The following is a 12,299-nucleotide window of genomic DNA, read 5'->3' on the forward strand; positions in this document are numbered from 1 at the left end:
TACTCTACCTAAGGTAGTAGAGCGCCTTGCAATTGTGACAATGCGATTCTATTATTTGCCTACATTTGCTGTGCAAATATTTGGGATCAGACCTCGGTTTTCGGTCCTCCCGCAATATGGGTAAAAAAATGGATCTGAATTCGCTTGACCGTAAAGAGCTGGTTAAGCTGCGCGTGGACGTCGATCGCGCTTTGGCCACTCTTGATGAGCGTAACCGGCTCGCAGCACTGGAAGCCGCGCAACAGGCGGCATCGGCCTATGGTTTCTCGCTAGCCCAGTTGACGGACGAGATTTCCATGCTGGGCAATCGCCGTATGCCGGGCGTGGCACGTTACAGAAATCCGGAAAATCCCGATCAAACCTGGTCTGGCCGCGGCCGCAAGCCGCAATGGGTTCACGATCTGGACGCCGCAGGCATGACGCTAGAGGAATGCGAACTCTGATTTCCGGGGCATGAATATCGTCTGGATTTGTTTTCCAATTGGTTCGGATTTTGGAATTTTTATAAGTAATTCATTCACCCAATACGCCTGAATGCGCGCAAGGTTTAGTGTATCGCTGCACGCTTTGGTTGTGTCATATTATGAATATACGTTGCGATGAATAAAAGGCGCGTTAACACAGGCGCGCTTTTTATCCCGTCAAAACGCGCTTAATGCGACCAGGGCTCGCGCCGATTTGTCGCGAAGTTTTCGCCATATCCAAGGCTGCGCAATTGCGGCGCACGCTCTTGGGTTGGCAGGGTCACCACGTCGATATCATGCGCGGCCGCATAGGCCAAAGCGGCGTCCAATGTTTCAAATTGCAGCCGCATCTGGCTTTGGGTGTCGCCATGACCGATCCAGCCCATCAGCGGGTCGATCTGCGGCGCGGCGCTTGCGTCCCATTCCAGCACCCAAACTTGGGTCTTGGCGGTGCCCGACGACATGGCTGTGCGGGCAGGGCGGTAAATACGGGCCGACATGTCTAACCTCGTGATTTGCGTCGCGCCAAGTGTTGCGCGTTCCAGCCCCGCTTGCAATGGCAAATTGTCGCAGTTTGATCCCCTCTTGTGCTGGAACAAAAAGTGACCACATAAAGGGGCCAGTTCTGCGGAAAAGGTCGCCATGCACAACAACGCCCCAGATCAAATGCCGATGCTGTATTCCACGCCCCAGCGCCGCGAAAAGCTGGAGGGTGGCAAGCGGTTTGTCCTTAACACAAGTTTCGATCCCGCAGGCGATCAGCCCAGTGCGATTGCCGAATTGGTGGCCGGGATCGACAGCGGCGAGCATGATCAGGTGCTGCTGGGCGCGACGGGCACGGGCAAGACCTTTACCATGGCGCAGGTGATCGAGCGCACCCAGCGTCCCGCGATTATTCTGGCGCATAACAAGACCTTGGCCGCCCAGCTTTATGGCGAGTTCAAGAATTTCTTTCCCGAAAATGCCGTTGAGTATTTCGTAAGCTATTACGATTACTACCAGCCCGAGGCCTATGTCGCGCGCACCGATACGTTCATTGAAAAGGAATCCCAGATTAACGAGCAGATCGACCGGATGCGCCACTCGGCGACGCGGGCGCTGCTGGAACGTGACGATGTGATCATCGTCGCCTCGGTCTCGTGCATCTATGGTATCGGCTCGGTCGAGACCTATTCCGCGATGACGCAGGATCTGTTCGTCGGGCAGAATTACGACATGCGGCAGGTCATCAACGATCTGGTGGCGCAGCAATATAAGCGGAACGATCAGGCGTTCTCGCGCGGCAGTTTCCGCGTGCGCGGCGATCTGCTGGAAGTTTGGCCCGCCCACCTCGAGGATCGCGCCTGGCGCATGTCATTCTTTGGCGAAGAGCTGGAATCGATCATCGAATTCGATCCGCTGACCGGCCAGAAAACCGACAATTTCACCCAGATCCGCATCTATGCGAACAGCCACTATGTCACGCCCCGCCCGACGATGAATCAGGCGGTGATCGGCATTAAAAACGAGCTGCGCCAGCGGCTTGATCAGTTCACTGACGAGGGCAAGCTGCTCGAGGCGCAGCGGCTGGAGCAGCGCACCCGCTTTGACCTTGAAATGCTGGAAGCCACTGGCGTGTGCAACGGTATCGAAAACTACAGCCGTTATCTGACCGGTCGCGCCCCGGGCGAGCCGCCGCCCACCTTGTTCGAATTCATCCCGGATAATGCCATCGTTTTCGCCGATGAAAGCCATGTGACCGTGCCGCAGATCGGTGCGATGTATCGCGGCGACTTTCGGCGCAAAACGACGCTGGCCGATCACGGCTTCCGTCTGCCCAGCTGTATGGATAACCGCCCGTTGAAGTTCGAGGAATGGGACGCCATGCGCCCGCAATCGGTCTTTGTCTCGGCCACGCCCGGCCCATGGGAAATGGGCCAGACCGGCGGCGTCTTTGCCGAACAGATCATCCGCCCGACCGGTCTTTTGGACCCGCTGGTGGATATCCGCCCCGTCGAGATGCAGGTCGACGACCTGCTGTCCGAGATTCGCAAAGTGTCCGCCGCCGGGATGCGCACCCTCGCCACCGTGCTGACCAAGCGTATGGCCGAGGATCTGACCGAATATCTGCACGAACAGGGCATTCGCGTGCGCTATATGCACAGCGATATCGACACGATCGAGCGGATCGAGATCCTGCGCGATCTGCGTCTGGGGGCCTTTGATGTGCTGGTCGGCATCAACCTGCTGCGTGAGGGGTTGGACATTCCCGAATGCGGGCTGGTTGCTATTTTGGACGCCGATAAGGAGGGGTTCCTGCGCAGCGAGACCTCGCTCGTGCAGACGATTGGCCGCGCGGCGCGCAACGCCGAAGGCCGCGTGATCATGTATGCGGATCGCATCACGGGCTCCATGCAGCGCGCGCTTGCCGAGACGGATCGCCGTCGCCAACGCCAGATGGCCTATAACGTCGAACACGGTATCACGCCGCAAAGCGTGAAAAAGAACGTCGAGGATATTCTGTTTGGCACCTATCAAGGTGACACCGATATGTCCCGCGTCACGGCCAAGATCAAACCCGGCAAGGGCGGCAATCTCGAGGCGGTGCTGGAGGGTCTGCGCGCCGATATGCGCAAGGCCGCCGAGAACCTCGAATTCGAGGAGGCGGCCCGTCTGCGCGACGAGGTGAAGCGGCTCGAGACGGTCGCACTGACCATCGCCGATGATCCGCTGGCGCGCCAATCCGAGGTCGATGACGCGGTCGAAGGGGCCAAAAAGGCCGGTGGTCGCTCGACCGCTGGCCGTGCCGGTCAGCGCGGCGGCAATAAACGCAGCAAGCGGCGTTAACCGCACTTTAACCATATGGCCCGTCAACTCGGGCCATGCGGATCATCCCCTTGGCCTTTCTGATCGCGACCTACGGCGCTGCGGCGCAAGGCGGCGCTTGGCCGCGCGCCGAGGGCGAGACATTTACCACGGTCGGCGCGAATGTGGCGCTGTTTTCCGCCGTGCGGCCGGTGCATTACGATCCGACCTATTACGTTGAATTCGGCGCAACAGGTTGGCTAACGGTGGGCGCTGATGGCTTTCAGGCCGATCGCGGCACGGCGCGCAGCGATTACCTGTTCGCCCGCGTGCCGGTTTTGCAAGATGCGGCGGGGCACCAACTGGCGGTCTCGCTGGCCTATGGTCAGATTTATACCGATATGTATACAGCCCCGATGGGCCGCATTGCGCTGCATTGGGGCTATGGGCTGCAGCAGGGCTGGCTGAGCGCCGATGCCATCTATGAAGGGCGGCTCGGATCGGGTGATGACCTGCCAGATCTGGTGCAAAGCAAGGTCGAGGTCACATGGGGCCACACCTTCACCGACACCCCGTGGATGAGCAGCCTCAGCATGCAGATGGGCGAGGGGATCAGCGGCGATTTCTATGCCAAGGTGATGTCCGCCGGTGGCTATGCCGTGACCGAGGCGATCACCTTGCGTGCCAGCGTGACCCAAGCCCTCACCGGTGATCGCGGCGCGGCGCTGGGGCTGGACGCCTGGCTCACCTTCTAGGCTTGACAGCCCCCGGGCCGGGGCGCAGATTTTCACCATGGGGCCGTAGCTCAGTTGGGAGAGCGCGTCGTTCGCAATGACGAGGTCAGGGGTTCGATCCCCCTCGGCTCCACCAATTTCCGCCAAAGGTTAAGACCCGTGCAGATCAGTCCGCTTCGCGATGTTCCTCATTTCGTGCCACGTATCGCGCAGCGCGCGTGGCAGGCCTGGTGGCAGGAGACAGATGTGACGCTGCAGGATTACCAAGCCGGTGTCGCCGCGATTGCTGCCAGCGCCGGCATCCCTTGCGGGTTTGTCGCGCATGACGGCGGGCGCTATCTGGGCTCGGTGTTCCTGATCGAAAACGACCTGTCGGCGCGACCCACGCTGACGCCTTGGATCGCCGCGCTTTGGGTAGAGGAAGACGCCCGGCGGCAGGGGATCGCCGCCCAGTTGATGCAGCACGCCCAAGACAGCGCCGCGGCTCTGGGCTATGCGAAGGTCTATCTTTGTGCCAGCCGCGACAACGCGCCTTATTACGCCGCGCGCGGCTTTGATCTGGTTGAACGTGACGTGGGCGGCCTGGATGTCTTCAGCCGCAGTGCCTAAGAGAAGAACCACCGTTCGACCCCGCCGAACCAGCCGCGATAGGTGATGGTCAGGTAAAGCAATGCGGCCAGTGCTGCCACTGCCACCGGCGTTGCAACGCGTTGGAGACGCGACTGAAACCAATGCCCCATCAAGAACGGCGGCAGTGGCAGCAGGTTGAACAGGCTATACCAGAACACCGTATAGGCGAATGTGGTGATTGTGGTGATCGTCACATAGGCGGGCGTCGCGCCGGGGAAATTTTGCACCAACACGGGCCTGAGCTGCCATAGCCCCCACGCCACCAGCGCCAGCAGCGCGAGGCTGGCCAGCAACAGCACCGGCACCATCGCGCGACCACCGCGCAGACGGGCAGGATCGATCTGCATCGGGCGGATCCAGCCGATCTGCGTGATGGCGACGGCAAACAGCCCGATCGGCCCCGCCGCGCGCAGGGGCGATAGCGCGATGCGCCCATCCTGGCGCGGGCCGCGATCGCCCAGCAGCACCACCAGCCGTGCCAGCAGCCAGCTATGCAGCCCGACCGTCGCCGCACCCGCAATCACCGAGAAAACAATGGTCTGCGGCGTGTTGCCGTAGATATCAAAGGGATTGATCATTCGCTGTCCTCGGCCGCAAGTTCGGCCAGCGTGCCATAGCCATAGCGCGCGGCGATCTGCACCGTCTCGCCGCTGTCGATCATCTGATCCAAAATGCGCAGGGCGGCGCGTTTCAGGGTCAAATCCCCTTTCCAAAATCCCATGCCGATGGAATCGCCGGGCAAAGCGCCAAGGGGGGCAATCCGCAGATCCTCATGCGCAACGCCCGAGGCCAGAACGGCATCGGTCACGATCAGATCCAGATCACCCGCGGCCAATGCACGCACAGCGCCGTTCAAACTGGTCTGGCCAGTAATTTCCGCCGCGCCAGCCTCGCGCAGCGCGCGGCTGAGGGCAAGGCGGTCGCGCCCGATCGTGCCGACGAACACGCCGATCCGCGCGCCGGACACATCAGGGGTATCAGTGGCGGCCAGCGTGACCCAGCCGCTTTGCAGATAGGGCGGGCTCATATCCATGTAATTGCGCATCAGGGGGGTATCGACCAGACCGCCGATCATCACATGGCAATTGGCACGGCTGATATTCCAGGCCAGCGGGTTCACCTCGCGGCCGATGGCGGCAATGCGGTTGATGGAAAGGCGCAGGCCCATGCCTTGGGCAATCGTGCGGATGATCTCGACCTCGATCCCCGGCGCGGCGGGGTCGGCGGTGACAAAGGGCGGGTAGTTTTGCGGCGCGCAGACGCGCAGCACGCCTTGGCGTTCGACCTGCTTCAGTGCGGTGTCAGGCGGCAGCAGATTAACGGCGGAAAACAACATCAGCACGGCGGCGATAGCGCCGAGGTCTCGGGCATGGCGACGGAAAAACATGGCTACACCTGCTGCGCGCGCAAAAAGCGCCGCCACGCCAGCGTAAAGAAAAACGCCGATGAAATCACCAGCACCCAAACGCTGCCGGCGGTGGTGTAGGATTGAAAGCCGATGAAGACTCCGCGAAATAAATCAGTGATATAGGTGACGGGGTTCATCTCGACCATTAAAACTAGCCATTCGGGGAAGATGGCGCGGGCTTGGGCTGCGCCAATCGCCGGATCAATCGGGAACATCGCGTTGGATGTGAAATAAATCGGCAGGATGACGGCATTTGAAAACAGGCCAAAGCCCTCGAAACTGGTGGTGCGGGTCGCAAGGTAGATGGCAAAGCAGCTCATGGCAAAGGCGAAGCCCGCGATGGCGCACAGACCCAGCAGCGCCTGCGCCAGCCCGATCTGCAGATCGACGGTCGGGGCCAGCAGCAGCACGATCATCCCTTGGAATGTCGCAATCGTGGTGCCGCCCAGCACTTTGCCCAGCAAGATCGCCCAGCGCGGCGGCGGGCTGGTGCCCAGCATCTGCGCAAAGCCATATTCACGGTCGGCGATCACGCTGGTTGCGGCCTGCATCGCCCCGAACATCACATTCAGCGCGATGACCCCCGGAAAGATGAATTGCAGATAGGTATAGGGTACGGCAAACCGCACTTGGCCGAAGGTCTCGGCCCGGAAATAGGGGTTCAGCCCGATCCCCATAATCACTACCCACAGCAGCGGACGGCTGATGCTGCCGACCAGTTGCGCGCGGTCGCGCAGGAATTTATGCACATCGCGCTGCCAGATCGCGTGAATGGCCTGCAAAATCGCAATCATCGCGCCAGCCTTGCGGTTGCTTCGACAATCGCGCGGTCAAGCGGTGCGGGCGTCACATGCAGACGGGCGGAGTGCGCCGCGATCAGCGCCAGCAGGGCGGGGTCGTGCTGTGTTAATGTCACCACTACATCGCCGCTGGTGGGATCGATGGCCGCGCCGGGCAGGGCAGCCAGCAGCGCATCTTGCGCCGCAGCATCCTTGGCCGTCATGCGATAGAACTGGCCGCCATAATCACGCAGCAGATCGGGCGTCGCCCATTCGCCCAGCAACTGCCCCTTGTGCAGGATACAACAGCGGTCGGTCTGGCCGATTTCTTCGATGAAATGCGATGTCATGATCACCGTCACCCTGCGCGTCTGGCGCATCTGTTGCAGGCTGTCCCAAATCGCCTGCCGCGACTGCGCGTCAATCCCGGCGGTCGCCTCGTCGAGAATCACGATATCGGGATCATGCATCAGCGCACGCGCCACTTCGACTCGGCGCTTTTGTCCGGTGGACAATTGCGCGACCAAACGGTCTGCAAAGGCGTCGAATGGGGCCAGCGCCTGATCAATCGCGCTGCGGCGTGCACCGCCCCGTAACCCCTGCATCGCGGCAAAGAATTCCAGGTTCTCGCGCACCGTCAGCCGTCCATCCAGACTGCCGGACTGCGGCACATAGCCCAAATGTCGCCGTGCCAGACCCGGTTTGCGTGCGACATTGATGCCATCCAGCTCAACTTGCCCGAATGTCGGCTGCAGCAGGGTTGCTAATAGTTTGATCAGCGAGCTTTTGCCGGCGCCATTGCGCCCCAGCACGGACATCCACGTGCCCCGCGCCACCTGCAGCGACAGGTGATCTAATGCGACAGTGCGACCATATTCGACGGTTACATCGCGCAGCGCATAGGCGATCCCTGCGACATCGGCGGTTGGCTTGCTCATATCTGCCCTTTTGCGTGCGACTCAGTCAGTTTTCATGCGCCGAGGGGCGCACCATGGCATGGGTTTTTGCTAGCGTTATCACCCCATTTGCTGCCCCGAGGTCCACCCCCGAAATAGCCTAAAATCAAAATATACCATTACTTTATGCACTAAATATGGTAGCGACAAAATGCGCATTTGACGATTCTGGGCAGAGATGTCTGCAATTTTACATGCGCGTGAGAGTCTCGACCCGCCGTCCTCCCCCGGCGGGTTCGTGTGTTCCAGCAACGCCGCCTTCATTCCAGGCCGGCATTAGTTAGACAGAGGACGGGCCCATCGTGAAACCCACATTCCTTTTGCGGGCAACTGCCGCCATCATCCCGATGATGATCGCAGGTGCAGCGCATGCGCAGGATGGTTTCTACACCGCTGAACAAGTTCAACGCGGTCAGGAACTCTACGACGCACGCTGCTCGGTTTGCCACGCGAACAGCATCCGTGACAGCTACCAAAATTCGACCGCCACCGCCGCGACGATCGTTGATGCGATGGTCCTGAATGGCATGCCGCTGGACAATCCCGGCGGTCTTCCGGCGCAGGATTATGTCGACATTGCCGGCTATATCCTGAACCACAACGGCATGGCGCTGGGTGACGAAGTCGTCGCTGGCACTGCCGCCGTTCAGGTCGCTGCCATCGGCGCCGACCCGGCAGATATTGCCCATGTCGTTTTGGAAGAAACCGCTGAAGCCGCGCCTGCGCGCGACTACTCGCCGGTGACCCCGGAAATGATCCTGAACCCCGATCCGTCCGAGTGGCTGCAATGGCGCCGCACGGTCGACAACCAAGGTCACAGCCCGCTGGACCTGATCAACCGCGATACCGTGGGCGAGTTGGAACTGGCCTGGACCTATCCGATGGGTGTCCCCGGTCTGCAAGAAGTTGCACCGATCGTTCACGACGGCATCATGTTCCTGGCGACAAACCAGAACAACGTGATGGCTGTTGACGCCGTCACCGGCGACACGATCTGGATGTACACCCACACCCGTCCCGAATTCGAGGGCGCATACCACGGTCGTCAGGCCGAGCGTCAAAAGAACTCGGTCGCGCTGTGGCAAGACAGCGTCATCCTGACCACTGTTGACGGTCGTCTGATGTCGCTGGACGCGCTGTCGGGCCAAGTCGAATGGGACGTTCAGGTCCACGACTGGGAAAAGGGCTACAGCTATACCGCCGGTCCCCTGGTTGTTGACGGCAAGATCTTCAGCGGCATCTCGGGCTGCTCGATCGCTGGCACCAATGGCGGCTGCTTTATCACCGCGCATGATGCCGACACCGGCGAAGAAATCTGGCGCTTTAACACCATCGACGATCCGAACAACCCGCTGGTTGACGAATCGTGGGGTGGCGTTCCGGCTGAAAACCGTTGGGGTGCAACCCCTTGGGCAACCGGTTCGTATGATGCAGAACTGAATATGGTCTTCTTCGGCACCGGTATGCCGATCCCCTATTCGGAACTGACCCGTGGTACCGGCGAGGGTTCGGCCCTCTACACCAACTCGACCCTGGCGATCGACGCCGACACGGGCGAGCTGAAGTGGTACTACCAGCACATGCCGCGCGATAACTTCGACCTTGACTCGCCGTTCGAGCGGATCATCATCGAAGAAGAAATCGACGGCGAGATGCGCAAGCTGGTCGTCACGACGCCCGGTAAAAACGGCATCACCTTTGCGCTGGACGCGGCAACCGGTGAATTCATCTGGTCGAAAGAAACCATCTACCAGAACGTCATCGAAAGCATCGACCAAGAGACCGGTGAGATCACGCTGAACCTCGACACCATCCCGACCGAGATTGGTGAAGAAAAGCTGTTCTGCCCGACCTTCAACGGTGGTCGTCTGTGGCAAGCAACGGCTTACAGCCCCGACACTGGCATGTTCTACCTGCCGGCTGCCAACATCTGCCAAACGATCACGCCGCTGGCATTTGAACTGGCACCGACCGGTGAATCGATGGGTCTGGCCCAAACCGGCCCGCAGCAACTGGCACCCGGCCATGATAACGTCGGCTCGCTGTTTGCGCTGAACGTTCTGGACGGCTCGGACGCCTTCGAAGTCGAGCAGCCCGCACGCTTCTCGTCCTCGGTTCTGGCCACCGGTGGCGGCCTGATCTTCGTCGGTGACGCAAACCGTTACGTCTATGCGATGAACGACGAGACCGGTGAAGTGCTGTGGACCCAGCGTCTGCACGCACCGATCGGTGGTTACCCGATGACCTACGAGATTGACGGCATCCAATATGTCGCCATCCCGGCTGGCCAATCGGCAACCACGCAAGTTGCGCTGACCCCTGGCATGAGCATTCCGCCGATCACCGGTGCGAACATGGTCTATGTCTATCGTCTGACCGCTGAATAAATGAACCAAGCTGCACCGGCCCCAGGGCCGGTGCAGTTCTTTTTGGGATAAGCTTATGCGTTTTTTCGTTTCTGCCGTCATCGCGCTGTGCCCGGCTTTCGCCTCGGCGCAGTTGATTGATCAGGTTGCCAATCCGCAATTGATGAACCCCAACATCCTGCCTTCGGGCAGTACGCTGCGGGCCTGTCATTACCGTAATTCACCCACCGCTGATCTGGACAGCGCCGTCGCTAGCGAGATCGCCGCGCGTCTGCTGATGCCCATCGAGGTGAATGAAATGCCCTCGGGTTATGGGATGGGCGGCGAATTCGCGGCCTCGGATATGCTGGTCGCGCTATCGGCCACTTGTGATGTGATTATGGGGATGGGCCTCGGCGTTATTCCCTATCCGCCCGAATTTACCGTCACGCGTCCCTATGCGACGCATTCCTTTACCTATCTGTCAAAAGATCCGGGCTTTACGCGCCTGACCGATATTCCGGCGGATCGCCGCATCGGGCTAGAGCTTGCGTCCTATGGCGCCTATATCTTCCGCCAGTTCAACAGCCTGCGCCCGACCGATCAGCAATGGGGCTATCAGCCCTATGTCGACCATACGCTGCTGCTGACCCGCGTGCAGGACGGCAGCATTGCCACTGCCAGCATCTATGGCCCGGCCTGGCGCAAAATCGAACAAGAAGAGCCCGCGCTGCTCGAGGGGCTGCACGAGTTGGAACGGATGCCCGCCGTGAATGCGCAAATCGACATGGGTGCGATTGTCCTGAGCAATAACACCTTCCTGCGCGGCGAGCTGGATGCGGCCATGACCGAGATGATCGGCGATGGCACGATCGCCGAATTGCTCGACCGCCTCGATTATACGCGGTTTGGATCGACTGTGACTGCGCGATAAACGCGCAAAACACGGTGATTTGGCCCAGATCGCCAGCAGAATCTTCTCTTTTGGCTGATCGCCGCGCAGGGACACCGGTTTCTGCGCGGTTTTTCTTTGGCAAATGGCCCGTGCTGTATACACTGACCTTACACGTGACCGCCATTCGCAGGAGGTGACAAATGGCAGACGGGTTTGACCACCAAGATCGGGCCGAAACGCAATCGGCCTTTAACAGACTCTGGTCCTGGTTCGAGGCGAAAGCGGTACCCACCGCCCATGCCATTGATCCCTTGATCGGCTGGACGGGCGGGCTGGACGTGCTGTCCTTTGCGCATATGCAGCAGCCCATGACGGTTGCCTCGGCCCAAAGCGCGGCCGAGCGGCAGTTTCTGACCAAGACTTATTAAGGTTTGGGGCTGGCGCCAGGCCGGCCCCAATGCCATCAAAAGACGATGTCGATTGTCGTCGCGGTATGAACAAGGTTGATCTGGCGCCCCAGATCCGCCACGGCGGCTGCGACCAGCAGGAACTGCACATGCGACGGCTCGACCGGCTCGCGCGGGGCGAGGCCGGTGACGCAACCCCAAAGATGCGCGTTGAACCGCACCTCGCGCCCGCTGGCCTGTACCGACCATCCGCCATTGCCATGGGGACTGAACACAATCTCGCCGCCATAGGGCAGGCTGGCGTCGCAGCACAGACCCAGCAGCGCCAGCACCTTGGCCTCGTTGCGCGGAACGGGTGTGGGGCTGTTATGTTTGTATTTGCCGCGCCCACCGGCTGAAACGCCCGCCAGCGTCGCCGCCCAATCGCGCGCGGTGACCGCCCCCGATCCCGCCGCGCCAAAGGCCAGACGCAGCATCTGCAGGCGGGCGGTGGCGCTTTTCACGCTGTCACCAATCAGTTCCAACTCGGGCGAGGGGGCGACAAGGCCAAGCAGTTCCACCCCATTGCTGATCGCGCCCAGCGGGTTGAACAGATCGTGGCTGATACGCGACGTCACCAAAGCTGTCAGATCAGCTTGCATTCGAAAGGCCCTTTCATTCACAACACAGAAAAACAGCGCTGTCGCGCCGGAAGGATAAACGGATGATCGACCTGAATGCGATGCTGGCCCCGGGCAATATCGTGCGCCACCCCGACCATCCCGAATGGGGTGAGGGGCAGGTGCAGTCCAATATCAGGGGCAAGATCACGGTGAATTTCCCCGAAGCTGGCAAACAAGTCATCGACGGCTCGCGGATATTTCTGGTTCTGGTGTCATTTTAGCATTCGCATCATCG

14 protein-coding genes and 1 tRNA gene are annotated in these 12,299 nt (G+C 60.4%); 9 read left to right on the forward strand and 6 right to left on the reverse strand.

Annotated features, from left to right (window positions below):
* The first annotated feature begins 128 nt into the window (after positions 1 to 128).
* On the forward strand, positions 129 to 443 hold the full coding sequence (locus KVU_RS03295) for an H-NS histone family protein (RefSeq protein WP_013383915.1): 315 nt from the start codon (positions 129 to 131) through the stop codon (positions 441 to 443).
* Positions 444 to 652: 209 nt separating this feature from the next.
* Here KVU_RS03295 and KVU_RS03300 read toward each other — a convergent pair whose 3' ends face one another.
* A complete protein-coding gene (locus tag KVU_RS03300) occupies positions 653 to 964 on the reverse strand; it encodes an NADH dehydrogenase ubiquinone Fe-S protein 4 (RefSeq protein ID WP_013383916.1) in 312 nt (103 codons plus the stop codon).
* A gap of 142 nt (positions 965 to 1,106) precedes the next feature.
* Between KVU_RS03300 and uvrB the strand changes: the two genes are divergently transcribed.
* From uvrB to KVU_RS03320, 4 genes are all read left to right on the forward strand, one after another.
* Positions 1,107 to 3,290: an excinuclease ABC subunit UvrB gene (gene uvrB, locus KVU_RS03305; RefSeq protein ID WP_013383917.1), complete on the forward strand. Its 2,184-nt coding sequence runs from the start codon at positions 1,107 to 1,109 to the stop codon at positions 3,288 to 3,290.
* Between the two features lie 50 nt (positions 3,291 to 3,340).
* Complete coding sequence (locus KVU_RS03310; RefSeq protein WP_236953142.1) at positions 3,341 to 4,003, forward strand: hypothetical protein; 663 nt, start codon at positions 3,341 to 3,343, stop codon at positions 4,001 to 4,003.
* Between the two features lie 39 nt (positions 4,004 to 4,042).
* Positions 4,043 to 4,118 (forward strand) — tRNA-Ala (locus tag KVU_RS03315).
* A 23-nt stretch (positions 4,119 to 4,141) separates the two neighbouring features.
* The gene (locus tag KVU_RS03320; RefSeq protein ID WP_014537604.1) at positions 4,142 to 4,591 is read left to right on the forward strand and encodes a GNAT family N-acetyltransferase; all 450 of its coding nucleotides are present in this window, start codon (positions 4,142 to 4,144) and stop codon (positions 4,589 to 4,591) included.
* Here the strand turns inward: KVU_RS03320 and KVU_RS03325 are convergent.
* From KVU_RS03325 to KVU_RS03340, 4 genes are read right to left on the reverse strand one after another with little or no spacing between them, the layout of a single operon-like run.
* Entirely contained in the window at positions 4,588 to 5,190 is a 603-nt protein-coding gene (locus KVU_RS03325; RefSeq protein WP_013383920.1) for a zinc metalloprotease, read from the reverse strand. The two genes, KVU_RS03320 and KVU_RS03325, sit on opposite strands and share 4 nt — an antisense overlap.
* Positions 5,187 to 5,999: a substrate-binding periplasmic protein gene (locus tag KVU_RS03330; RefSeq protein WP_013383921.1), complete on the reverse strand. Its 813-nt coding sequence runs from the start codon at positions 5,997 to 5,999 to the stop codon at positions 5,187 to 5,189. Before KVU_RS03330 ends, KVU_RS03325 begins: the two co-directional genes overlap by 4 nt.
* 2 nt (positions 6,000 to 6,001) lie before the next feature.
* On the reverse strand, positions 6,002 to 6,814 hold the full coding sequence (locus tag KVU_RS03335; protein WP_013383922.1) for an ABC transporter permease: 813 nt from the start codon (positions 6,812 to 6,814) through the stop codon (positions 6,002 to 6,004).
* Positions 6,811 to 7,737 carry an ABC transporter ATP-binding protein gene (locus KVU_RS03340; RefSeq protein WP_013383923.1) on the reverse strand — a complete coding sequence of 309 codons (927 nt, stop codon included), beginning with the start codon at positions 7,735 to 7,737 and terminating at the stop codon, positions 6,811 to 6,813. Before KVU_RS03340 ends, KVU_RS03335 begins: the two co-directional genes overlap by 4 nt.
* A 320-nt stretch (positions 7,738 to 8,057) precedes the next feature.
* Between KVU_RS03340 and KVU_RS03345 the strand changes: the two genes are divergently transcribed.
* From KVU_RS03345 to KVU_RS03355, 3 genes are all read left to right on the forward strand, one after another.
* Positions 8,058 to 10,142: an outer membrane protein assembly factor BamB family protein gene (locus tag KVU_RS03345; protein WP_014537605.1), complete on the forward strand. Its 2,085-nt coding sequence runs from the start codon at positions 8,058 to 8,060 to the stop codon at positions 10,140 to 10,142.
* 55 nt (positions 10,143 to 10,197) lie between these two features.
* Positions 10,198 to 11,034 carry a transporter substrate-binding domain-containing protein gene (locus tag KVU_RS03350; protein WP_013383926.1) on the forward strand — a complete coding sequence of 279 codons (837 nt, stop codon included), beginning with the start codon at positions 10,198 to 10,200 and terminating at the stop codon, positions 11,032 to 11,034.
* A gap of 161 nt (positions 11,035 to 11,195) precedes the next feature.
* The gene (locus KVU_RS03355; RefSeq protein ID WP_013383927.1) at positions 11,196 to 11,423 is read left to right on the forward strand and encodes a hypothetical protein; all 228 of its coding nucleotides are present in this window, start codon (positions 11,196 to 11,198) and stop codon (positions 11,421 to 11,423) included.
* 35 nt (positions 11,424 to 11,458) lie between these two features.
* Here the strand turns inward: KVU_RS03355 and KVU_RS03360 are convergent, their stop codons facing one another.
* Complete coding sequence (locus KVU_RS03360; protein WP_013383928.1) at positions 11,459 to 12,043, reverse strand: histidine phosphotransferase family protein; 585 nt, start codon at positions 12,041 to 12,043, stop codon at positions 11,459 to 11,461.
* Between the two features lie 62 nt (positions 12,044 to 12,105).
* Between KVU_RS03360 and KVU_RS03365 the strand changes: the two genes are divergently transcribed.
* Positions 12,106 to 12,285 (forward strand): DUF3553 domain-containing protein, encoded by a 180-nt coding sequence (locus KVU_RS03365; RefSeq protein WP_013383929.1) that lies wholly within the window; start codon positions 12,106 to 12,108, stop codon positions 12,283 to 12,285.
* Positions 12,286 to 12,299 lie beyond the last annotated feature (14 nt).

The sequence above is a fragment of the Ketogulonicigenium vulgare WSH-001 genome (assembly GCF_000223375.1).
Taxonomy (GTDB): domain Bacteria; phylum Pseudomonadota; class Alphaproteobacteria; order Rhodobacterales; family Rhodobacteraceae; genus Ketogulonicigenium; species Ketogulonicigenium vulgare.